This window comes from Bradyrhizobium sp. RT6a, from assembly GCF_040547675.1.
Lineage (GTDB): Bacteria > Pseudomonadota > Alphaproteobacteria > Rhizobiales > Xanthobacteraceae > Bradyrhizobium.
The window spans coordinates 1,535,875-1,557,433 of record NZ_JBEPQC010000002.1; the positions used below are offsets into that span (position 1 = coordinate 1,535,875).

A 21,559-nucleotide genomic window follows, 5' to 3' on the forward strand; every position below is an offset into this window, starting at 1 on the left:
TCGGTGACGCCGCTGATCAGCATCAGGGACCTTAGCGTCGCCTTCAACGGCGTGCCCGTCCTGCGTGGTGTCGATCTCGCCTTGCAGAAGGGCGAGGCGCTCGGCCTCGTCGGCGAGTCCGGGTCCGGCAAGTCGGTGACGTGGCTTGCGGCACTCGGCCTCTTGCCGCGGAATGCCCGCGTTTCGGGCTCCGTTCGTCTCGAGGGTCGCGAGATCCTCGGTGCGCCGGCCGCCGAGCTCGACCGTATCAGGGGCGGACGCGTCGCGATGATCTTTCAGGATCCTGCGAGTGCACTCAATCCCGTGCTGACCATCCGCCGGCAGCTCTGCGAGTCCCTGGCGCTGCATCGCGATCTCTCGGGCGGCGCGGTGAAAGCGGAAGCGCGGCGGTTGCTCGATCTGGTCGGCATTCCCGACGCGGCGCGCAGGCTCGAAGCCTATCCGCATGAGTTCTCCGGCGGTCAGGTCCAGCGCATCATGATCGCGATGGCGCTCGCCGGAAATCCCGACCTGCTGATCGCGGACGAGCCGACTACGGCGCTCGACGCCACCATTCAGGCCCAGATTCTAGAGCTGCTCTCGACCATCCGCCGCGAGATGGGCATGGCGATGGTCCTGATCAGCCATGATCTTGGCGTGGTCGCGGAAAACTGCGATCGCGTCGCCGTGATGTATGCCGGCCGCATCGTCGAGGAAGCGCCGGCCAACCAGCTCTTCGCCGATCCCGTCCATCCCTATGCGCAGGGCCTGATCGGCGCGCTGCCGCCGCTCGACGGACCAAGGCGCCGCCTGACCGCCATTCCCGGCACCGTGCCCGATCCCGCGAGCATGCCCGATGGATGCGCCTTCGCGCCGCGTTGTGCGCTGGCAGAAGCGCCGTGCGGCCGTGCGGCCCCAACCCTCGCACCGATCGCGGCGGATCGCGCCGTTGCCTGCGTCCGCGCCGAGGCTTCGCGTCGCGCGCTGCTCGGGATGGCTGCCGAATGAGCCGTCCGCTCGTCGACGTTTCAGCGATTTCGCGCAGCTACAGCATACGCTCCGGGATGTTCGGCCGAAGTGCCGCCGTTCATGCGGTCGATGGCGTGTCGCTGACAATCCGCAAGGGCGAAACGCTCGGCCTCGTCGGCGAGTCCGGCTCGGGAAAATCGACCACCGGCCGCATCGTGCTCGGCCTCGAGCCGCCGGATCACGGCGAGGTGCGGTTCGACGGCAAGCCGATGGCCACGCCCGGAACGACCGCATGGCGTGCGCAACGCGCGCACATGCAGATGATCTTTCAGGATCCGCTGGGGGCGCTGGACCGGCGGTTGCCGGTCGCCGCCCAAATCCGCGAGCCCTTGGACATTCACGGCCTCGGGACGCGCCTCGAGCGCGAGGAGCGGGTCCGCGAATTGTTGCGCGCGGTCGAACTGACACCCGCACATGGCGCGCGCTATCCGGGCGCGCTCTCCGGCGGACAGCGCCAGCGCATCGTGCTGGCGCGGGCGCTGGCGACAAAGCCGGATTTCCTGGTCTGTGACGAGCCGGTCAGCGCGCTCGACGTCTCGATCCAGGCGCAGGTGGTGAATCTGCTCGCCGATCTCCAGGCGCAGCTTGCGCTGACCCTGCTCTTCATCAGCCACGATTTGCGGGTGGTCCGGCAGATCAGCAATGTGGTGGCCGTGATGTATCTCGGCCGCATCGTCGAGATCGGGTGCGCCGATGATCTGTTCGCGCGGCCGGAGCATCCGTATACCCAGGCACTGGTTTCTGCATCGCCCGCGCCGGGTCGCCGCAGCGCAGGCCGCATCGTGCTGGCGGGCGATCCGCCGAACCCGGCGGCGCGTCCCCAGGGCTGCGCCTTCCATCCGCGCTGCCCGCGCGCGATCGGGCGTTGTGCAAGCGAGGTCCCGACCTTGTCCGCCGTCGGCGGTGACAGGCAGGTTGCCTGCCACCTGGTGACCGGGCCACAAGTCGAGACGCGGGACGCGGCGTGATGGGACGCTATTTCGCCATTCGCATCGGACGCGCGGCGTTGACGATCGTGCTCGTCGTCACCTTCGCCTTCGTGGTGCTGCGTCTCTCGGGCGATCCCGCGTTGATGATTTTGGGGCCGGAAGCGCCGCCGGACGTCCTCGCCGCCTTCCGCAAGGCGTGGGGCCTCGATGATCCCATCTGGTTTCAGTATCTCGACTATTTTGGCGCCATCGCCAAAGGCGAGCTCGGCCGTTCCATGCGTGACGGACGTCCTGCGATCGAGCTTGTGCTGGAGCGAATACCGGCAACGCTGGCGCTGACGCTGCCGGCCTTCGCATTCAAGGTCGCGCTCGGCATTCCCGCCGGCATCTACGCGGCGCTGCATCGGGGCTCGGGAATCGACCGTGCAGTGATGATGACGGCGGTCGCCGGCTTCACCGTGCCGAGTTTTGTACTGGCGCTGCTGCTCGTGCTGGTTTTTGCCGTGCAGCTCGGCTGGCTGCCCTCGGGCGGGCAGGACAGCTGGCGTCACGCCATCCTGCCGATCGTGACACTCAGCCTTGGCGGCGCCGCGGTGCTGGCGCGCTTCACCCGCAGCGCCATGCTGGAGGTGCTGGGCCAGCCCTATATCCGCACCGCCTCGGCGAAGGGCGTGCCGTGGCGAAAAGTCGTGACGTCGCATGCGCTGCCGAACGCGGCGATTCCGACCGTCACCATTCTGGGCTTCATGGTGGGCACGCTGATCGCGGGCGCGGTCGTGGTCGAGAGTGTGTTTTCGTGGCCGGGGGTAGGGCGCCTGCTCGTCGTCGCCGTCGCCAACCGCGACCTCGCCGTCGTGCAGTGCATTCTGTTGCTGGTGGCGATGACCATGGTCACCTCGAACCTGATCGTCGACTTCCTCTACGGCTTCCTCGACCCGCGGCTGCGCGCCAAAGGAGCGCATGCATGACTGACGCGACGCTGAAGGACACGTCTGTCCGCCGCCGCATGAGCTTCCCGGCGATCCCGGTCTCGGTCGCCGTCGCGATCGGCTGGATCGTCGCGATGCTGGTGATCGCGGCCTTCGCCGAGAAGATCGCCCCCTACGGCTATACCCAGCTCGACCTGCGCAATCGTCTCGCTGCACCCGGCAATGTCGCGCACTGGCTCGGCACCGACGAGCTCGGCCGCGACGTGCTGTCGCGGCTGCTCGTGTCGATCCGCATCTCGCTCCTGATTGCGTTCGGCGCCACCGCAATCTCGGCCATCGTCGGCACCACTCTCGGCTTCCTTGCCGCGCATTTCCGCGGGCCTGTCGAGCAGCTCGTGCTGATGCTGTCCGACTTCCAGGCCAGCATGCCCTTCCTGATCATAGCGCTCGCGGTGCTCGCCTTCTTCGGCAACTCGCTGCCGCTCCTGATCGGCCTGATGGGATTCTTCGGCTGGGAGCGTTACGCCAGGATCGCGCGGGGACTTGCCATCTCGGCCAATGCGCAAGGCTACGCGGCCGCGGTCCGCCAGCTCGGCGCAACGCCGGCGCGGATTTACCTCCGGCATATCCTGCCCAACATCGCCTCGACCCTGATCGTCTCGACCACGCTGGTCTTTCCCGAGGTGATCCTGATGGAGTCGGGCCTGTCGTTTCTCGGCCTCGGCGTTCAGCCGCCGATGACCAGCCTCGGCAACATGGTCGGCTACGGCCGCGAGTACCTGACCCGGGCGCCCTGGATCATGCTGGCGCCGGCCACCACCATCGTGGTGACCACGCTGGCGGTCTCCGTGATCGGCGACTGGCTGCGCGACCGGCTGGATCCCGAGCTGCAATAATGCTTCGTCATGGCCGGGCTTGTCCCGGCCATCCACGACCTTTTCCGCGACATCAAGAACGTGGATGCCCGGGACAAGCCCGGGCATGACGGCTGAGACCGCCGGTGCTCCCGCGCCGGGAGCAGGGGAGGCCTGCGCAACGCCGATCAAGCCCTGTCCGGCTCAAGTTCCCGTTGCGCGCGTTCCCCCCGTGCGCTATCCGGCCGGAAAGGCCTGAGGCGGCTTCGAAAAATTGCCCCGCCCGGCCAGCCAAACCCGAGGACGGAAACCGCCATGCCAGCCTATCGCTCCCGCACCACCACCCACGGCCGCAACATGGCGGGCGCCCGCGGCCTTTGGCGCGCGACCGGCATGAAGGACGGTGATTTCGGCAAGCCGATCATCGCGGTGGTCAATTCCTTCACCCAATTCGTGCCCGGCCACGTCCATCTGAAGGACCTCGGCCAGCTCGTCGCCCGCGAAATCGAGCAGGCCGGCGGCGTGGCGAAAGAGTTCAACACCATCGCGGTCGACGACGGCATCGCCATGGGCCATGACGGCATGCTCTACAGCCTGCCGTCGCGCGAGCTGATCGCCGACAGCGTCGAGTACATGGTCAATGCCCATTGTGCCGACGGCATGGTCTGCATTTCGAATTGCGACAAGATCACCCCCGGCATGCTGATGGCCGCGCTGCGGCTCAACATCCCCGCCGTGTTCGTCTCGGGCGGACCGATGGAAGCCGGCAAGGTCACCCTGCAGGGCAAGACCAAGGCGGTCGACCTGATCGATGCCATGGTCGCAGCCGCCGACTCCAAGGTCAGCGACGAGGACGTCAAGGTGATCGAGCGCTCGGCGTGCCCGACCTGCGGCTCGTGCTCGGGCATGTTCACGGCCAATTCGATGAACTGCCTCACGGAAGCGCTTGGCCTTGCGCTCCCCGGCAACGGCACGGTGGTCGCAACCCACGCCGATCGCAAACGCCTGTTCGTCGAGGCCGGCCACACCATCGTCGATATCGTGCGTCGCCACTACGAGCAGGACGATGCCTCGGTGCTGCCGCGCAATGTCGCGAACTTCAAGGCGTTCGAGAACGCGATGACGCTGGACATCGCGATGGGCGGCTCGACCAACACCGTGCTGCATCTGCTCGCCGCCGCCCATGAAGGGCAGGTCGAGTTCACCATGCAGGACATCGACCGCCTGTCGCGCCGCGTGCCCGTGCTTTGCAAGGTCGCGCCGTCGGTGGCCGACGTGCATGTCGAGGACGTGCATCGCGCTGGCGGCATCATGGGCATTCTGGGCGAGCTCGACCGCGCCGGCCTGATCGACACCTCGGTCTCGACCGTGCATGCGCCGACCATGAGCGACGCGCTGGAACGCTGGGACATCAAGCGCTCCAGGAGCGAGTCCGTCCGCACCTTCTTCCGTGCCTCGCCCGGCGGCATCCCGACCCAGGTCGCCTTCAGCCAGGAGCGCCGCTACGACGAGCTCGATGCCGACCGCGAGAAGGGCGTGGTCCGCAACCTCGAACACGCCTTCAGCAAGGACGGCGGTCTCGCCGTGCTCTACGGCAATCTCGCGCAGGACGGCTGCATCGTGAAGACCGCCGGCGTCGACGCCTCGATCCTGAAATTCTCCGGCCCCGCCCGCGTGTTCGAGAGCCAGGACGCGGCGGTCGAAGGCATTCTGGGCGGCAAGGTCGTTGCCGGCGAGGTCGTGGTCATCATCTACGAAGGACCGCGCGGCGGCCCCGGCATGCAGGAGATGCTGTATCCGACCAGCTATCTGAAATCGATGGGCCTCGGCAAAGCCTGCGCGCTCGTCACCGACGGACGCTTCTCGGGCGGCTCGTCGGGACTGTCGATCGGCCATCTCTCGCCGGAAGCGGCGGAGGGCGGCAACATCGGTCTGGTGCGGACCGGCGATCGCATCGCCATCGACATCCCGAACCGCAGCATCACCCTCGAGGTCTCCGACGAGGAGCTGGCCAAGCGCCGCGCCGCGGAAGAGGCGAAGGGCGATGCCGCCTGGCAGGCGATCGGCCGCAAGCGCAACGTCTCCACCGCGCTTCAGGCCTACGCTGCGCTCACCACCAGCGCCGCGCGCGGCGCGGTGCGCGAAGTGAAGCGGCGTCCGAAGTAGGAGCGTCTCGTGCGGGCGTGATCGCAAGCATCACGCATGGTCAACAAGTTCTGAACGGCCGGCACAAGCCGGCCGTTTGCATTAAGGATGCCCCGACGAACTTCGGCAAAGCAAGGTTTTGCGGCGTATACTGCAGGCGACCTTCGCAAATCCATTTCGGGCAATTGGGGCACCACAATAATGTCTCGCACTCTCGCTGTCGTTTTCTCGACCGTCGTCGCTGCGATTTCAATGACCGGCGCGGCTTCCGCCGGCTGCTACAATTGCTACACGCCGCCGCCGTGCACGACCTGCTATCAGCAGCAATACGTGCAGCCGCAATACCGCACCGTCGACGAGACCGTGATGGTTTCGCCGGGCTCCGTCGTGGCGCACCGCGCGCCGGCGCAGTACCGCACCGTGATGGTGCCGCAGACCGTGATGGTGGCGCCCCCGAGCGTCCAGTACGAGCGCATCCCGCCGCAATACGCCACGCGCCAGCGCGTCGAGATGGTCCAGCCGGGGTATTCCTATTACGCCCCGGTGCAGATGGGCTGCGCTTCCTGCGGGTACTGAGCCAACGCAGTTAGGACGAACTCCATGCGGCGCTCCTTGCGGGGCGCCGTTTCTTTGCAGCCAGCAAACGAGGCCCGGAAACGGAGGCGACTCCAAACCGGGCCTCGCAACCGGCGACGCCCTGGGAGATGTCGCCAGTGTCCGGGATTGCCGAGAGGGCACAGGGTAAGGGAACAGGCTGACGCTCGCCTGACAGGTCGGATGCCGGGGAAGGGGCAGGCCAACTTCGCGTTGCCATGCGCCGTCGACTACGTTAAGCGACAGCCATTCCGGGTTTGGAAGGGTGGCCGAGTGGTTTAAGGCACCGGTCTTGAAAACCGGCGTGCCCGCAAGGGTACCGTGGGTTCGAATCCCACCCCTTCCGCCAGCGGGCTTTCCCATGGGCTCCCACACAACCTCACTGATACTTGTTTTTACTATTGTTTTCAGCGATCTTCCTGTCAGCCGTTCCCACCCCCTGTCGCCAAATCCCAGGCTTCGCCGGGTAGAATGTCGGGTACGGCAGGACGGATAACCGGGTATGATAACGGACACTCAGTGCCGGAAGGCTAAGCCAGCCGAGAAGCCCTTTAAGCTGACGGATGGAGGTGGCTTGTATCTCCATGTCACTCCGGCGGGCGGGAAGCATTGGCGGTGCCGGTACGAATTTGCGGGCAAGGAAAAGGTTCTCACGTTTGGGCCGTATCCTGCTATCAGCCTCACTGATGCGCGGGCCAAGCGGGACAGCGCGAAGGCGACGTTGCGGACAGGGCGCGACCCCAGCGTCGTCAGGAAGCTAGAAAAGGCCAATCTCGCTTTCAGCGATCAAGCGACCTTCGAGTCAATCGCTCGCGAATGGCATACCCTAAACAAGATGCGCTGGACTCCGGTACATGCAGGTGACGTTTTAAGGAGCCTTGAAAGGGACGTGTTTCCTGATTTGGGAGCGTTGCCAATAAGGGAAATCCAAGCTCCAGCGATTTTGAACACCCTTCGAAAGATCGAGTCTCGGCCCGCAATCGAAACGGCGAGGCGCGTGCGGCAGCGCATGTCCGAGGTCTTCGTGTATGCCATTGCAAGCGGAAGAGCGGATACAGACCCAGCCTCGATGGTCCAAAGCGCCCTCGCACCGCTGATCAAGGGCCAGCGGGCTGCGGTGACTGATCTAGGCGGTGTGCGCGCGGTGCTGATGAAGTTTGAATCAGAACCAGCGCACGCCGTGACCAAGCTTGCCCATCGCTTGCTCGCTCTTACCGCAGTGCGGCCGGGCACGTTGATAACGACGCCTTGGACGGAATTTGACGGGCTTGATAGCGGTGTGTGGACAATCCCGGCCGCCCGCATGAAGCTAATCAGGAAGCGCAAGCAAGATGATGATTACGACCATCTTGTGCCTCTATCGCGCCAAGCGCGGGAGGTGATCGATCTGTTGCGGACGATAACGGGAGGAGGGCGGTATGCATTTCCTAACACCCGGCACATTCATCAGCCGCTCAGTGAGAACGCGATAGGCTATCATCTGAACCGTGTGGGGTACCGGGATAAACACGTTCCTCATGGATGGCGTTCGAGCTTTTCAACTATCATGAACGAGGCATATCCCGGCGATCACGCCGTCATCGAACTGGTCCTTGCTCACAAGCCGGCAAATGAGGTCGCCGCAGCGTACAATCGTGCAAAGCATCTACAGCGGCGGCGCGAGCTTCTTCAGATTTGGGCCGATCTGATCCTGGCGGATGCCGTGCCTGCTGGATCGCTTTTGCATGGGCCGCGCCGATAGCGTAAAACGGATTGTTCGGTGATGTAGCGTTGGGGAGTGATCATGAAAACGCTCAACAGATCAAAGCTTGCTGCGATGTGGCAAAGCATCCAACGGCAAGTCGCGGCGGACGATGCGACTGGCGGCCGGTACCGGTTCGTCGGCCCAAACGTGCGCGCCTATGCGGAACAGCTTCAAACGGAGCTTGCAGAGCGCAAGCTCCGGTACACCCCCAATCCGGTGGCAGTAGGCGATGAAGAACCAAATTGTGGACGTGCCTAGCGACGTGCGAGAGTTGGTCGAAAGGACGATAGATCAAACCGAGAAGGCATTCTCGTTTTTCTTCCAACAAGCCAAGTTGCCCGGTGATCTTGCGCTGAACTTCGCCCAACAGAACGTAGCGACTGCGTTGGAGTATGCGCGCAAGCTTGCGGCGGCGCAGAACGTGCAAGAGGTCGTCGCGCTTCAATCGGAATATCTCCGAACGCAGATTGAGAACGCCAGCGCCTTCATGCGCGAGTTCACGCCGAAGTCCTAAAGCTTCCGATACGTGACGTGCGCGGTCGCGAATGGGATACCCGCACGCCCCGCGCTACCCCTAACGATGCACGCGCGCTCGTCGATTGCGTAGAACCAATCGTCGAAGTTCAATTTGAAGGATTTACCGCCAGCCTGCGGTGTGTCGCGCGTATACCTCCAATGGAACGCGCAACCGGCTTGCTCGCCTATCGCTTCGCCTTCGAGCCGGTTCTCCAATCCGGTGTACCTGCCTCCGTCTCCCTTTCGGATCGTCCAATGCAGCGTGTCCGAGTGCCCGTCATCGAACGTGTAAACCTCCGTGAACAGGACAGTTTGCGTGTCTGAATCGAATTCCCCATGGCCAGAAATCGTCGCACGCTTCAGCAACCCACCTACCACACTTTCAAGCACGGCCCAGCCTTCTAGTCGGCCAACGAAAAACAATTCAGGAAGAAGGAGCGGATTTGTCCCTTTAAATTGTTCTATCGGCATGGGTGGCTCCAACGTGCTTACACCCGAGAACTAATCCCGTCCCGGCTAAGTTCCTAAAGTCCTGTTCAGCCGGTTACTCGACCTGGACCAATCCAAAGCGCTGCCGTCCTTCGATTCTCGAAAGCGCCGCCAAAACGTCGTCGTTGGTCAAAGCATCCATCAGTTTATCAACCGTGATGCCGGCGCTACGCGGCATGTTCGGTTCTAAGTAATCACTCAAGACCGAACGCGCCTCCAAGAACGCAGATATCAAAATCTGAATATCTGACCGCTTCGGTACGATTGGCGGCGCTTGCTCTTCCTCAATCGGGTATTCGACCGCCGCGCCTTCGGGATCGTTGTCGCGAAGCCATTCGACAGCGGAATCGCAGGAAGCGAACACCTTCACGCAATCGTCCGCGACGCTGACATATAGCCAAACACTCGTCATGGCTAAGTCTCCGCTTCAATCGGGTAAGCCCAAGCGATGCCTTCAGGATCGTTTTTAGCAAGCCATGCGCTTGCGGCCTCTTCGGTGGCAAATACCTTTATCCAATCCACATCACCGATATGCTTGTGACCATCCTCGTAAATCCACACCAACTCCTGTCGTTGTTCGGCCGCAGCGTTGACCTTCTCACGGTCGAACTGATCCTCAGGTGGAAGTCTCACCACCGAGTGGTAAAGATCAGCCGGGATCGTGCGCCGGTCACCCCAAGGCTTTTCCGCCCACTGTATCCATTGGTCGAAGGCATCGGTCATCCGAAATCCTCCCTCAATCCCTTGAAGTACGGATGCCGTAACTTGCCTTCGGCGCTCTTTGCACGGTATTCGATTTCGGCAAGTAGCTCTGGTTCAACCCAAATGCCGCGATGTGCAATGCGCTTGGTGTAGGGCTGTGTTCTTCGTACCAGAGGCTTGAGTCTTCGCTGTAGTTCCTTGGCGTCCTCAGGTGAGAATCCGTGATCGACTTTCCCGGCGTATAGGAAGTCATCGCCCTTGCGCCGACCGATGTACATGCCATCCCATTTGGTGCCGTCTAACGCATAGCCAGCAATGGCCAACGTTTCGCGTTGGGCGCACGTAACCTTCACCCATCCATCACTACGGCCGCTTTCGTATCGACCATCGCGCACCTTGGAGACGACACCTTCCAAGCCGGTCTTGCACGCGTGCTTGAACATTTCTTGGCCGTCGATTTCGAAGCTGTCGCTGAACTGGATCGCCGTGCCGCTGATGATCGGACGAAGCAACGCTTTGCGCTGGAAGAGCGGCACGGCCCGCAGATCGCGGCCGTTCAGGTACAGAAGATCGAAAGCCACCATCACGATCTTGGTGGACCGGCCCTTTAGCTCGTTCTGAAGTACAGAGAAGTCTGTCGTGCCGTCGTCGGCAGGGACAACCACTTCGCCGTCGATGATCGCAGTTTCAGCTTTGACCTGGAAAGCGTCATGCGCAATCTTGCGGAAACGGTGCGTCCATTCGTGACCACGGCGCGTGAAGACCTTCGCGTCTGAGTTCGCGATGTGCAGTTGAACTCGGTAGCCGTCGAACTTGATTTCGTGAATCCACCTATCCCCGCGCGGTACCCGGCCCATAAGGGTAGCCAAGGCGGGTTCGATATAGCCCGGAAAATGGGCTTTTACCCCTACTGGTGGGCTCTTACGCATACGGCCGATTCAAGCCTAAGGGACGGGATTCGTTCCATAGGGGAGTTGGCGCCATTCCGGCCAAAACGGTCTCGGGTACTCTGTGATCCGTCACTCAATTCGAACGAAGCTTTCCCGGACCGGCGCTAAGTCATAGATGAATCCCTGCCAACCTGCGCGCTGAGCTTTCTTCGAAAGCGGCTTTCTCGGCTTGAACATGTCGGGCTTCTGCAAGTCGGCCGACAAATAGAAGATTGAATGCTTCTTGTCCGCTACTAGAACAAGGAATAGAGGAAAGTAGATCGCCGATTCCATTCGTTCCGCCTGTGGTCCCCAAGCTGCTCCCAACACGGCAGGTGGAAGAACATCGGGGTTCGGAACTGTGACGGCTTTCACTTGAGCCAGGTATCCGCAGAAATCACAAATCAGATCCGCGCATTTAAAATTGTTTGGCAACCGTTTCAGTGTTCGTTGTCGTTTACATTTTGGGCAACTACAAGACTTCGCAACGATTGTCTCGCCCATTTCTCCAAGCACTTGTCTTGCGGTCGCCATAGGTTGCTTGTCCTTTTTGCACCGATTGTCATTTGACGGCTCGATCCGCACAACTACCGACGAGTCCGCCTGCCTTGACGCACAGCCGATACTTCCATGGCGCAGCAAAGCTACCAGCCCAAATGCCGCGCAACCATTTTTCAGCTTCTTTCTCTGCCTGGCTGTACTTCCCTTTGGAATAACGCGGCCAGTCCAAGGCGTGACCGTTCGAGACAAGCCACTCTGCTACATCGACGCCTCCAACTGAGCATGAGGCAACAGTGCGACCATACCTATCTGCTTCGATTGGAGTGCAGGCCACCGGACGCGAATTGATGAACCGATCTAGCTCATTCGCGGCTATCGAGCCGCATCGATACTGCAAGCTATCATAACCAGGGCAGAGTTGGTCGCGCTCGGGAGCGTCGATGCCCCAAAGGCGTATCCGCTGGCCGTGAATTTCGAGGGTGTCGCCGTCGATTATGCTGGCGCGGCCGGCCAAGTCAGCCGCTGAGGCCAGACCGGCAGAAAAAACGACGCAGAACACCAAACTCGGGTAGAATTTGAACAGCCTGACACTCACCGCACCACACATGGGAATCTACTATGAACGGGTGGCATCGCAAACTTTGCATCCTTGTTTCAACATCGACATTGCTTTCCACAGATGTAATTTGCCCAGCCTTAAGCCAAACCACTCTTCAGCATGATCAGCCGAGCGCGAGTCGGAAGGCCGCTTTGATGGACCAAGCAATCGGTGCCGCAAACCTTGTTACACTGGATGAATACAACGATCTTTACAGAATGGGCGTGAAATTTCGTCCTGTGGGTTTCGAGCTAGCTAGTTTCATGACGCGCCCGCCGATGGGAAATGGATTAGCTGCTGCGGTCAACACCCAAGAGTGCATGATTAGATTGGGAGGCACATTCGCGTCTTTTCAGGATGGATTGAGCCATTTGGCTACGCTAGTCGGGTTAACCGCCAACATGGTATCACATGAAGATCGTGTCCTTGCCGTGGCTGTAACCATGAATGATATCTCTGGCTTCCTTGCGCAGTCGAAGACGTCGCAGCAAATGATCAACGCCACCATGCAGACTAGCAAGTGCGCTCAAGACGGTGCTACGACTGCTAAAAGCCAAGAGATTAAGCGCCTTATCTCCGAGGGCACTGCGCTAGTGCAGTCATTAGCGACTCGATTAGGTGTGAAGCCAATCGATGCTAAGTGAACCGCTGTCTAGGCGAAGTCACTAGATATCTTCCTTGTCCGCTCCCCGCCGCACGATCATCAATTGACCATCCGCTAACGGCCGCTGAAACGCCTTAGCTTCGTCCCAAGGCGCCCGCATCCACACGTCCCGTTCCTCATCCGTCGTGAGGATCACCGGCATTGCCTTGGGGTGAATCGGCTCCACAATGGCGTTGGGCGTGGTGGTTAGAAACCCATAAACATTGTGCGGGCCAGGTACCGGCTTCGACTTCGTGCCACGGTCACCCTTGTAGACGGTCCAGATGCCAGCGAATGCGGTAAGCGGCCTGTTTTCGTTCAAGGCGAACCATACTACGTCTTTTTTCTTGGTCTCAGGGTTTGCTTCGGGCGCGTATTCGGCGAAGCTGTTGAATGGGACAAGACAGCGGTTCTCTGGCTTTAACCATCCTCGCCAATGCGGCGATGACGTGTTGCGAATGTTTGTGACCGGTGGGCCACCTGTGCGAAGCGGCGGCGGCATGCCCCAACGCATTAGTGTAAGCTCTGTGCCCGCCTCGGTGTTGCGAACTACAGGCGCGGAATAGTCGGGAAAGACGCCTGGCATTGGCGCGAGATTGCCAACGTATCGATTGACGACACGGAAGAGCGCAGCAATGGCGGCCTGATTTGTGGTGATGCTGTAGAGATTGCACATGCGTCGTCAGATTGATGGATTCCACTTCAAGGTAACAGTCTCGACTCCACCGCTGGCCGCATTTTGAAGCGGCTCTATGAAACGCGCATGTTCGGCGATCTTAATGCACCCGTGGTCCATTCTTTTTGCCAGGCCATCCGTGGTCACGAATGCGATTGGAAGCGTCTTCGATTGCGTCTGTTCGGCAAGCCGAACTAAATTCCTATAGAAAGCCGACTGGCGCGCAGTTTGTCCGGCTGGTGCATCGCCATATTCGCTCGCTGGCCGAGGTTTGGTGGGATTACTTAGGGTCTTTGCCCCCGGCGCCTCCTCCCATTGAAAATTCAACGTCAAGGTCATCAAACGTTTCTCCTTATCGTTCCCCCGGCCACCACACCGAAGCCGGGTTGGCAGCACTAATCTTGTTCGGTCGCAACGCCACCAGCGCGCTGCGCTTATACCGATATCGTCGCACCGCCGAACAGTCCCTGCAACGCAGATAGCGCTCCAGCTCATGGACGGGCGTTGTCTTTACGCGCCGGATGATATCGAGCGCCACGGTCTGGTTGGTATTGCAGCCCATGCACCGCACTTCCAAGTACGGATAGCCACCGTTGATGGCATCGCCGATTGTGGGGGAGGGCTGAGCGGGTCCTTTGTACCCGAGCATGCGGTAATTCCAAGCCTCGCAGGCAAGCTTGTCAGCGGCTTTGCGCGCCTCTTTGGCGCGCTCGGCTGACATCATGTCCGGCCGACGATTCCCTAATTGTGCGGCGCAACGTTAATGTGGAGGCATTCGCCCGGTCTTTACACCGATAGTTGCCCTTTCGCAACCAACCACGCCTAGGTTACATATGCGTCGGCGACTCAGGGGCAAAACATTGGATCATCAATTAGAAAATCTCGGGCCAGAGCGATTTCAGCAGCTCGTCCAATCCGTTCTAAAATCCGCGTTTCCAAAAACTATCTGCTACCCCATTGCCCAGCCCGACGGCGGGCGAGACGCAGTAGACGGCGGAGCGGCGGATGATGAAGGTTTCATCGTCTACCAGGTGAAATACAGCAAGTCTCCTAGGGAGATTGAAGATGTTGTCGATTGGCTTCTAGACAAGATCGATGGCGAAGAAGCCAAAATCGTTGAGCTTACGGGCCGAGGCGCGAGCGAATATATTCTGGTCACAAATGTGCAAGGCTCTGCACACCTAGACTCGGGCTCAATCGACAAAGTACTCGACGCGCTTCGCCAGCGCTTTTCTATTCCCATTCAATGTTGGTGGCGAGACGATCTTAATCGCCGCTTGGACGGCGAATGGGACATAAAGCTACGTTTCCCAGAGGTTTTGTCCGGGCACGACTTCTTCCGCATCTTAGTCGAAAGCACGAAAGGCCAAGATCATACGAGGCGAACGAATGCCCTTAAATCCTTCTTGGCTGATCAATATGAGGAAGACGTTGATGTAAAGTTCAAACAAATCGAGTTGCACAACAAGTTGCTTGATCTGTTTATCGACCTACCATTTCGAATTCGGGTCAACGCTCTCCCTCAGAAACCACTGAATATTTCGGCAACAATTCGCGTTATCAACAGAGGCAATTACGTAATTGAAAGTGAGGAAAATGCTGCGGACGGCGAGGGCACCGCAGCGTTTTTGCTCAATGACGACTCTGAAATGAGCAAGCAAATTATTGTCGAAGGCGCGCCTGGACAAGGAAAATCGACGCTTGCTCAATACCTTTGCCAAGTACACCGAATTCGGCTTCTACAAAAAGCGGATGACCTTGAAAGGTTGCCTCCTACGCATCGTGTGTCGCCACTCAAGCTGCCCGTCAAAGTTGACCTGCGCGATTTCGGTGCTTGGCTGATGGGGTTAAATCCGTTCTCGGCGTCTGTATCTGAAACGGCAAGTGATCATTCAAGGACATTGGAAGCGTTTTTGGCGAAGTTGGTAAGTCATCACTCGGGAGGAGTTGATTTTACCGTCCATGATCTTTTTGAGTCCTCAAAAATCACCCCTCTTCTAATAGTCTTGGATGGTCTGGACGAGGTTGTTGACATCAAACAGCGGTCGGACGTTGTGACAGCCGTCAGTAAATCCGCTGCTCGGATACGCGAAGTTTGTTCAGGACTCACATTGGTTATTACATCGAGACCGGCCGCCTTCGCGAATTCACCGGGTTTCGACTCCCAAGCATTTCCCCACCTTCAATTGCGATCAGTAAGTCGCAAGCAAATTTCTACCTATTCAGAGCGCTGGATGGACGCTCGAAAGCTGTCGGCCAAGGAGAGGATAGAGTTCACCACGATCCTTTCTGAGAAGATGGAGGCTCCTCATCTTCGCGACCTCGCAAGAAACCCCATGCAGCTTGCGATCTTGCTTAGTTTGATTCTCACTCAAGGGTCAGCTTTGCCTGATAAGCGCACAAGTCTGTATGATGCTTATGTGGACCTCTTCTTTAGTCGTGAAGCTTCGAAAAGCGCAGCCGTCCGCCGACATATTGATTTGCTGAAGGAATTGCATGGCTTTCTAGGCTGGGCGATCCACTCGCGCACAGAGTAAGATAGGCGGGCATCCACCGGCCGAGTCTCCGATGAAGACCTACGATCACTACTTTCATTTTATCTAGCAGAAGAAGATCACGGCCTAGAGGTGATCAACGAAGTATTCAACGCGATGGTTGAGCGTGTTGTTATGATCGTATCACGAATACAGGGCACCTATGAGTTTGAAGTACAGCCCCTCCGGGAATACTTCGCGGCGCGGTACCTGTACAACACGGCGTCTTATTCCCCGCCCGGCCGGGAAAGGAAAGGCACAAAGCCTGACCGGTTCGATGCAATTGCAAGGAACTTTTATTGGCTCAACGTCGTTCGTTTTTTTTGTGGCTGCTTTAGCAAAGGTGAATTGCTCGACCTTGCCGACCGCGTGAAAGAGCTAATGAGCGACGCGCTGCTCGGCAAGACGCGGCATCCCGTAAATCTCGCTGCGATGCTGCTGTCCGACTGGGTATTTGCTCAATCTCCCAAAGCCGTCAATCAACTTGCTGACCCGCTCTGCTCGCTTGACGCCTTACGCAGGCTTTCCCCTCGGCTGCAATATGCATCCGGGGAAACCGTAACGCTTCCTGAACGTTCGGGCGGCTCCCTGCTTTTTACCAAGGGCTTCGAAATTCTGGAGCAAGTTGAAATGCAGGGGGATCAACTGTCTTCCATCGCAAGGGTTGTCGCCGATCAGGCCCCTTCGGAAAAGGTCGTCGCCAGATGGCTCGCGAGCCCGCTGCAACAGGACAAGCTCAGCAAATGGCTTTCCATAGGTGTGCACACGGATGCCCTACGCAATGCCGACAAACGCAGTATTCTCGAACGTATGGGCGGCGCTTACTCGAAGCGTATCGTAGCGCTCCTTGTTCAAGCGGATCGATTCGACTGCATCGTGCAGAGTGAACAGCACAGTGAACTGCTAAAGGAAGTATATCTTAGCGAACCTGACCTCCATTCACCCAGGCTAGGCCAATGGCCACTTTATTCTGTACCGCTTCTGCTTGAAACTCAGCCAAGCTTCGACTTGCCTCTGAATAGAGTGGGACTCTCAAAGATCACTTCCAATCTCAAGAGCTTCGAAGAAAGCGTCGCAGGGCAACCGACGTTTGTCCAGCAATGCTATGGATTGTCGATGCGGTTAGGGGCGCTAGCAGACGAACCCTCGCCACAGCGGATGCGTCGGCTTTATGACGAACTTTTTGATCATATGTATTCACTTTGGGGCAGCAAACCCGCCGTCGTCAGGGCGATATGGTTACATGTGAGCAGCCGCAAAGTTACCGCAAGCGATGCCGAGTTCGACTTCAATAAGGAAGTTTCGGCAGTAAAATGCCTGCGCGCGGGCAAAGCGAGGCGGTCCAGAAGTTCCTGGTGGGCCGCCCAATTTGAGACCACATCTGCACAGTCGAGGAAATTGCTGCTCCTTTCTCACTTTCGAGACGCAACTTACGATTCCATACAGCATTGCGCCAAGAAATCCGCTGACCTTTTGGACGAACTGACCGAGACTGAATGGTTGGAGTTCCGGGCGCTCTTTGACTCAGTTTGCGATCAGCGTTCATTCAATGACAGGCTCGATGCTGATAAACTTAAAGCGATCTTCCAATCGCAGCGAGCATTGTGCCTGGTCGCCATACGCAATCCCCACTTTGCGTCTTGGTACTATGCCCACTTCTGCCTTGATAGCGGTGCCGTCTGCGGTGATCGCTTGAGGCAACTTTGGACGGTTCAGGCACTTCAGGCGAATACTCTGGATTGGAAGAAGGGCCTGTCGGTTATCGAAGAAACTTATGCACGCGGCGTCTGGGCCGAAACATACGCGCTTTACCGATTCGGCCACTATGTAAATGTGCCCGGCAATATTGCCAACGAAATACTAAGTACTCCTCTCCGATATCCGCACGCGCTTTGGGAATCTGCCGAGCGCGTTGCTACAATTTCTTCACGTAAGGCGGTCAAGCCGGTCGGAGGCGTGGCCAAAGCCGACAGGTGGTTCAGCTAGATACTTGGATCATCCATTTTGCGGACACGCGAATTTTCCTATGGACCGGTGGAAGCCCCTTTTTCCCTGAAGATGAGGCTCCCCCCTGGTGGGGTGCAGGCCCAGTAAAAGGTGTTAGCCCCGGTTGTGCGAGTTCGGACCCACAGCGGACATTCTTAGCCGTTTTTGCATAGCCAAGAGCACCGACTGTGATCATGATCTTACGAAACCGCGTCAGGATCATGCGGGCTGGTGGAGGCTAATTTGAAAAAGATCGCGATTACCTTGGCTTTGAGTCTGCTCATGCCGACAGCCTTGGCACTGAATGCGAAGGCTCAGAGCGCCATAACAGAACAAGAGGCTCACGATATCGGCGTCAATGCCTATCTTTATTTTTATTCGCTTTTGTCGATGGACATTACCCGGAAGCAGTCAACCAACATTGAACCGGGCAAGGAATTTGGCAAAGGCCCGATGAATATGTTCGTCAACATACCGGAGTACCCACCTGCAGACTACAAAGGGGTCGTGAGACCCAACTTCGATACTTTGTATTCCATCGCATGGCTCGACGTGACCAAGGAGCCCGTCGTGGTCAGCGTACCGGACACGGGCGGCCGCTACTACCTTTTGCCGATGCTCGATTTGTGGAGCGACGTTTTCGCCTCTCCGGGCTTGCGAACGACTGGCACTCAAGCCGGAACCTATTTGGTAACGCCTCCCGGTTGGCGGCCCGATCTTCGTGACCGCCTCACCGACGAGTTCAAGCTGCCGAAGGACACCCAGCGCATTGAGGCACCGACGCCGTACGTCTGGATCATTGGTCGTACAAAAACCGACGGTCCGTCCGATTACGATGCGGTCCACAAAATCCAGGCGGGTTACAAGGTCGCGTTGCTTTCCGAATTTGGCAAAACGCCTAAGCCGCCTGAAGTCAAAATTGACTCCAGCATCGATATGAAGACGCCGCCGAAAACCCAGGTAGATACGATGACAGCAGGGGTCTATTTCGCTTATGCCGCCGAGTTGCTTAAGCTTATTCCTCCGCATGTGACCGATGAACCGATTATCGCGCAGATGAAGAGGATTGGAATCGAGGTAGGGAAGAGTTTCGACATCGGCAAGCTCGATCCGGTCGTGCAGAGGGGGCTTGAGACCTCGCCGGCGGACGCGCAGAAGGTGATGGCTTGGAAAGTGCCGACCTTGGCACGGGTTGCAAATGGCTGGTCAATGAACACAGACACAATGGGTGTGTATGGCAATTACTATCTGAAGAGGGCTATTGTCGCTCAGCTTGGGCTTGGCGCAAATCTTGTGGAGGACGCGATCTATCCTCTCAACATCGGGGACGACACCGGCAAGCCGCTCGATGGCGCGAACAAATACACAGTCACTTTTGAGAAGGGTGCAGCGCCACCCGTTAATGCCTTCTGGTCGATCACACTTTACGACGGGGAGGGCTTTCAAGTTGGAAACGTTCTGAACCGCTTCACGGTATCCAGTTGGATGCCTTTTAAATACAACACTGATGGCTCACTTGACCTTTATTTCCAAAACGAAACTCCCGGAAAGGACAGGGAAGCAAATTGGCTACCTGCACCCAAGGGGCCCTTCAATCTGACTATGCGACTTTACAGTCCGAAATCGGAGGCGCTCACGGGCCGTTGGAACCCGCCTTCAATAGTTAAAACGCAAGGTGTGTCGAGCCTGACAGCTCACTGAAACAAACAATGGCGGACACAAGATGAGCGACGTGCATTGAGCGCCCTCTCTTGCCCGCCAAGCACGTCCGCTCCTGACTAAGCAAACTATTTCGATTGGCAATCCGAGTCCGCTTTCCCCCGATCCACCCTTTGAACTAACCCGGCCGGTGGCTCTCACCACCCGCCGGGCCGCCGCACTCAACGTCGGGACGCCGTGAGCGCTAGACCGTCACACCCGTAGTTGAGTGACGTTCGTTTCGAAGTGCTAATTGGAGTGCGGCTAACGCCTTTGTCACGCGGTGTGCTGAACCGTCTGTGAGAATGCGAAGCGAATCTGCGTCGTCTTCAAGTGAGCGCGCCCCATCCGCATCGATCAGGCCGCAGAATGCAGGTTTGCATGCACCAACGGGTACCAAGCTCAGTTCCTGAAGCGTTGCGGACTTAATCACCTTGATGCGAGCGCCTTCAATATTGAAGAATTCACCGCCGTGCATCACCAACCCGGCCGAAAGGGCAGTGCGCTCGCCGCGCTTGACGGTCTCATACGCTTTACGTCGCTTCGGATCGTTTCCGATAACAAGCCGCATCGCCAAGCCGTGGTCATCGCAATGCAGTTGCAGCCCCGTCTGCGTCGTCGCGTAAATCTCGCTTTCGTCGTGATCGAACAACAATCTCTTCGCCTCGCCCCACATTGGATTTTTGATGGCGTGCGGCTCGAAATAGATCAACTGACCGTTGTGCTCGACAATCGAGCGCCAGCGCAGGCCATAGCCTTGCAAGTGTTGCGAACACACTTCAGTGCCCGACGTGTCAGCTTTGGAGTCAATGGCAGTGATATATCCGCCGCCACCGAATTCCAGGCCGAACGGCCCCATCGCGGCCGTTTCGTAATTCCGATGCCAGACCATCAAACCACCTTTTTGCAATAACCGGCCTTGTGGCCTTCACGAATGAGATAGTTCAGTTCGCAAGATGGATCGGTTGGAACGCCAAGAAGTTGCTGCGCATCGACTTGAAAAAGATCATGCACCCCAACCCCTTGGGATTGAATGGCACGCTTCAGGTCATGCAATTCGTCGTATGCAATTTTCATGTCGATCAATTTTGCGAAGAAGGCTTTCTGCATCCTGTCGTGATCGCGTCGCAGTGTGTTTGTATATTCCCGACCGGCTGCGCGCCGGATGGCGGGTACTGACTTTTCAGCCTGCTCGGCGGCGTCTTCAACGGCAAATGTAATATCACGTTGCTTGCGAAATTCCGCTTCGTCGTCTGGCAACTCACGTCCAGCAAGCACCGCTTCAATGGCCGATGCCCTGTCGGATTCGGACGGGCCATTCAAACGCCTGTCGTGGATTTGCTGCCACTTCGCGCGTTCAGCAATCGCGCGGGCTTTCAGTTCTTCGGCGCGCTGCTCAGCTTCGCGAAGCTTCGGGCAGATATGATAAAGATCGGGAATGTTCAAAGTCATGATGTTTCCTGAAGGTTGGCATCGACAGATGCGACAATGGTATTGAGGTCTAAGATCACGGCGGCAGGCACGAAGTCGGCAATGCCAACGTCAAAGCCCGTGTTTGCGATGCGGATGCGTTCTGGACCGAGCACTAGTACGGTCCTGCCGAAGTCGTGAAGGGCGCATGGTTCGCGGTCACGCTCGCCAACATCGGTAAATTCAAACGCCGCTTGGGCCGCGCGTTTCGGAGGAAGACCGAGTTCGGTCAGGTGATGGGTGATTGCGACTTGCATCACTCGATTGCGCGACAGGCCACAATAACTGCCGGTCCCGCGTGATCGAACATCGTTGCGACGAAGTTCGATTGTTCGATGATCTAGCCAACGCCGGATCACCTTAGGCGAAATGCCAATTGCTTTCGCCGCCGTGCCAATAGGCACGGTTACACTCTTCATACTTGAAATCTCACTTATGGGTTTTGATCATTTCATATCGTCGGCAGAAACTGTAGCCGACTAGCGCCGCGTGGGGCGTCGAACGCGACTCATGAGTGAGTTTACGCGTTCAATTTCAATCTAACACGAAACGTACTTTTGTCACCTGGCGTTCGGTAGGTAAGCTACGCGACACCACGCTACGCTCTAACTTCC

General features: G+C 58.4%; 25 protein-coding genes and 1 tRNA gene. 14 read left to right on the forward strand and 12 right to left on the reverse strand.

Features of this window, described 5'->3' with window-relative positions; translation table 11 throughout:
- The first annotated feature begins 3 nt into the window (after positions 1–3).
- The 10 genes from ABIC03_RS17360 to ABIC03_RS17405 all read left to right on the forward strand — a co-directional run bounded on the left by ABIC03_RS17360 (position 4) and on the right by ABIC03_RS17405 (position 8,717).
- Positions 4–987 carry an ABC transporter ATP-binding protein gene (locus ABIC03_RS17360; protein ID WP_354059426.1) on the forward strand — a complete coding sequence of 328 codons (984 nt, stop codon included), beginning with the start codon at positions 4–6 and terminating at the stop codon, positions 985–987.
- Positions 984–1,976, forward strand: coding sequence for an ABC transporter ATP-binding protein (locus tag ABIC03_RS17365; protein ID WP_354059428.1), 993 nt, complete (start codon positions 984–986; stop codon positions 1,974–1,976). Before ABIC03_RS17360 ends, ABIC03_RS17365 begins: the two co-directional genes overlap by 4 nt.
- On the forward strand, positions 1,976–2,905 hold the full coding sequence (locus ABIC03_RS17370; protein WP_354059430.1) for an ABC transporter permease: 930 nt from the start codon (positions 1,976–1,978) through the stop codon (positions 2,903–2,905). The genes ABIC03_RS17365 and ABIC03_RS17370 overlap by 1 nt, the downstream gene beginning before the upstream one ends.
- The gene (locus tag ABIC03_RS17375; RefSeq protein WP_354059432.1) at positions 2,902–3,762 is read left to right on the forward strand and encodes an ABC transporter permease; all 861 of its coding nucleotides are present in this window, start codon (positions 2,902–2,904) and stop codon (positions 3,760–3,762) included. Before ABIC03_RS17370 ends, ABIC03_RS17375 begins: the two co-directional genes overlap by 4 nt.
- 273 nt (positions 3,763–4,035) lie before the next feature.
- On the forward strand, positions 4,036–5,886 hold the full coding sequence (ilvD, locus tag ABIC03_RS17380; RefSeq protein ID WP_354059434.1) for a dihydroxy-acid dehydratase: 1,851 nt from the start codon (positions 4,036–4,038) through the stop codon (positions 5,884–5,886).
- A gap of 231 nt (positions 5,887–6,117) precedes the next feature.
- Complete coding sequence (locus tag ABIC03_RS17385) at positions 6,118–6,441, forward strand: hypothetical protein (RefSeq protein ID WP_354059682.1); 324 nt, start codon at positions 6,118–6,120, stop codon at positions 6,439–6,441.
- A 277-nt stretch (positions 6,442–6,718) separates the two neighbouring features.
- Positions 6,719–6,808: transfer RNA gene (locus ABIC03_RS17390), tRNA-Ser, on the forward strand.
- Between the two features lie 153 nt (positions 6,809–6,961).
- Positions 6,962–8,200, forward strand: a complete 1,239-nt coding sequence (locus tag ABIC03_RS17395; RefSeq protein ID WP_354059436.1) for a tyrosine-type recombinase/integrase — start codon at positions 6,962–6,964, stop codon at positions 8,198–8,200.
- 42 nt (positions 8,201–8,242) lie between these two features.
- Complete coding sequence (locus tag ABIC03_RS17400) at positions 8,243–8,461, forward strand: hypothetical protein (protein WP_354059438.1); 219 nt, start codon at positions 8,243–8,245, stop codon at positions 8,459–8,461.
- A complete protein-coding gene (locus ABIC03_RS17405) occupies positions 8,433–8,717 on the forward strand; it encodes a phasin family protein (protein ID WP_354059440.1) in 285 nt (94 codons plus the stop codon). The genes ABIC03_RS17400 and ABIC03_RS17405 overlap by 29 nt, the downstream gene beginning before the upstream one ends.
- Here ABIC03_RS17405 and ABIC03_RS17410 read toward each other — a convergent pair.
- The 6 genes from ABIC03_RS17410 to ABIC03_RS17435 form a co-directional block, all read right to left on the reverse strand.
- Complete coding sequence (locus ABIC03_RS17410) at positions 8,714–9,190, reverse strand: DUF3833 family protein (RefSeq protein ID WP_354059442.1); 477 nt, start codon at positions 9,188–9,190, stop codon at positions 8,714–8,716. The genes ABIC03_RS17405 and ABIC03_RS17410 overlap by 4 nt on opposite strands.
- Positions 9,191–9,263: 73 nt before the next feature.
- Positions 9,264–9,620: a hypothetical protein gene (locus tag ABIC03_RS17415; protein ID WP_354059444.1), complete on the reverse strand. Its 357-nt coding sequence runs from the start codon at positions 9,618–9,620 to the stop codon at positions 9,264–9,266.
- A gap of 2 nt (positions 9,621–9,622) precedes the next feature.
- Complete coding sequence (locus tag ABIC03_RS17420; RefSeq protein ID WP_354059446.1) at positions 9,623–9,931, reverse strand: hypothetical protein; 309 nt, start codon at positions 9,929–9,931, stop codon at positions 9,623–9,625.
- A complete protein-coding gene (gene ligD / locus ABIC03_RS17425) occupies positions 9,928–10,839 on the reverse strand; it encodes a non-homologous end-joining DNA ligase (RefSeq protein ID WP_354059448.1) in 912 nt (303 codons plus the stop codon). The genes ABIC03_RS17420 and ligD overlap by 4 nt, the downstream gene beginning before the upstream one ends.
- Positions 10,840–10,929: 90 nt before the next feature.
- Positions 10,930–11,373 (reverse strand): DpnI domain-containing protein, encoded by a 444-nt coding sequence (locus ABIC03_RS17430; protein WP_354059450.1) that lies wholly within the window; start codon positions 11,371–11,373, stop codon positions 10,930–10,932.
- A 28-nt stretch (positions 11,374–11,401) separates the two neighbouring features.
- Complete coding sequence (locus ABIC03_RS17435; RefSeq protein ID WP_354059452.1) at positions 11,402–11,947, reverse strand: thermonuclease family protein; 546 nt, start codon at positions 11,945–11,947, stop codon at positions 11,402–11,404.
- 146 nt (positions 11,948–12,093) lie between these two features.
- Here ABIC03_RS17435 and ABIC03_RS17440 point away from each other — a divergent pair, with 146 nt between their 5' ends.
- Entirely contained in the window at positions 12,094–12,582 is a 489-nt protein-coding gene (locus ABIC03_RS17440) for a hypothetical protein (protein WP_354059454.1), read from the forward strand.
- A 21-nt stretch (positions 12,583–12,603) separates the two neighbouring features.
- Here the strand turns inward: ABIC03_RS17440 and ABIC03_RS17445 are convergent, their stop codons facing one another.
- From ABIC03_RS17445 to ABIC03_RS17455, 3 genes are read right to left on the reverse strand one after another with little or no spacing between them, the layout of a single operon-like run.
- Positions 12,604–13,257 (reverse strand): SOS response-associated peptidase, encoded by a 654-nt coding sequence (locus ABIC03_RS17445; RefSeq protein ID WP_354059456.1) that lies wholly within the window; start codon positions 13,255–13,257, stop codon positions 12,604–12,606.
- A gap of 6 nt (positions 13,258–13,263) precedes the next feature.
- Positions 13,264–13,596 (reverse strand): hypothetical protein, encoded by a 333-nt coding sequence (locus ABIC03_RS17450; RefSeq protein WP_354059458.1) that lies wholly within the window; start codon positions 13,594–13,596, stop codon positions 13,264–13,266.
- A 13-nt stretch (positions 13,597–13,609) separates the two neighbouring features.
- On the reverse strand, positions 13,610–13,981 hold the full coding sequence (locus ABIC03_RS17455; protein ID WP_354059460.1) for a hypothetical protein: 372 nt from the start codon (positions 13,979–13,981) through the stop codon (positions 13,610–13,612).
- A 136-nt stretch (positions 13,982–14,117) separates the two neighbouring features.
- Here ABIC03_RS17455 and ABIC03_RS17460 point away from each other — a divergent pair, with 136 nt between their 5' ends.
- The 3 genes from ABIC03_RS17460 to ABIC03_RS17470 all read left to right on the forward strand — a co-directional run bounded on the left by ABIC03_RS17460 (position 14,118) and on the right by ABIC03_RS17470 (position 19,478).
- A complete protein-coding gene (locus ABIC03_RS17460) occupies positions 14,118–15,794 on the forward strand; it encodes an NACHT domain-containing protein (protein ID WP_354059462.1) in 1,677 nt (558 codons plus the stop codon).
- A gap of 90 nt (positions 15,795–15,884) precedes the next feature.
- Positions 15,885–17,777, forward strand: a complete 1,893-nt coding sequence (locus ABIC03_RS17465) for an NACHT domain-containing protein (RefSeq protein WP_354059464.1) — start codon at positions 15,885–15,887, stop codon at positions 17,775–17,777.
- A gap of 282 nt (positions 17,778–18,059) precedes the next feature.
- Positions 18,060–19,478, forward strand: coding sequence for a DUF1254 domain-containing protein (locus ABIC03_RS17470; RefSeq protein WP_354059684.1), 1,419 nt, complete (start codon positions 18,060–18,062; stop codon positions 19,476–19,478).
- 202 nt (positions 19,479–19,680) lie between these two features.
- On the opposite strand, the gene ABIC03_RS17475 is transcribed toward ABIC03_RS17470, so the two are convergent.
- Genes ABIC03_RS17475 through ABIC03_RS17485 form a run of 3 tightly spaced genes read right to left on the reverse strand, consistent with a single transcriptional unit; the run spans position 19,681 to position 21,364 of the window.
- Positions 19,681–20,367 (reverse strand): HK97 family phage prohead protease, encoded by a 687-nt coding sequence (locus ABIC03_RS17475; RefSeq protein WP_354059466.1) that lies wholly within the window; start codon positions 20,365–20,367, stop codon positions 19,681–19,683.
- Positions 20,367–20,927, reverse strand: coding sequence for a hypothetical protein (locus tag ABIC03_RS17480; protein WP_354059468.1), 561 nt, complete (start codon positions 20,925–20,927; stop codon positions 20,367–20,369). The genes ABIC03_RS17475 and ABIC03_RS17480 overlap by 1 nt, the downstream gene beginning before the upstream one ends.
- Entirely contained in the window at positions 20,924–21,364 is a 441-nt protein-coding gene (locus tag ABIC03_RS17485; RefSeq protein WP_354059470.1) for a hypothetical protein, read from the reverse strand. Before ABIC03_RS17485 ends, ABIC03_RS17480 begins: the two co-directional genes overlap by 4 nt.
- Positions 21,365–21,559: the final 195 nt, after the last annotated feature.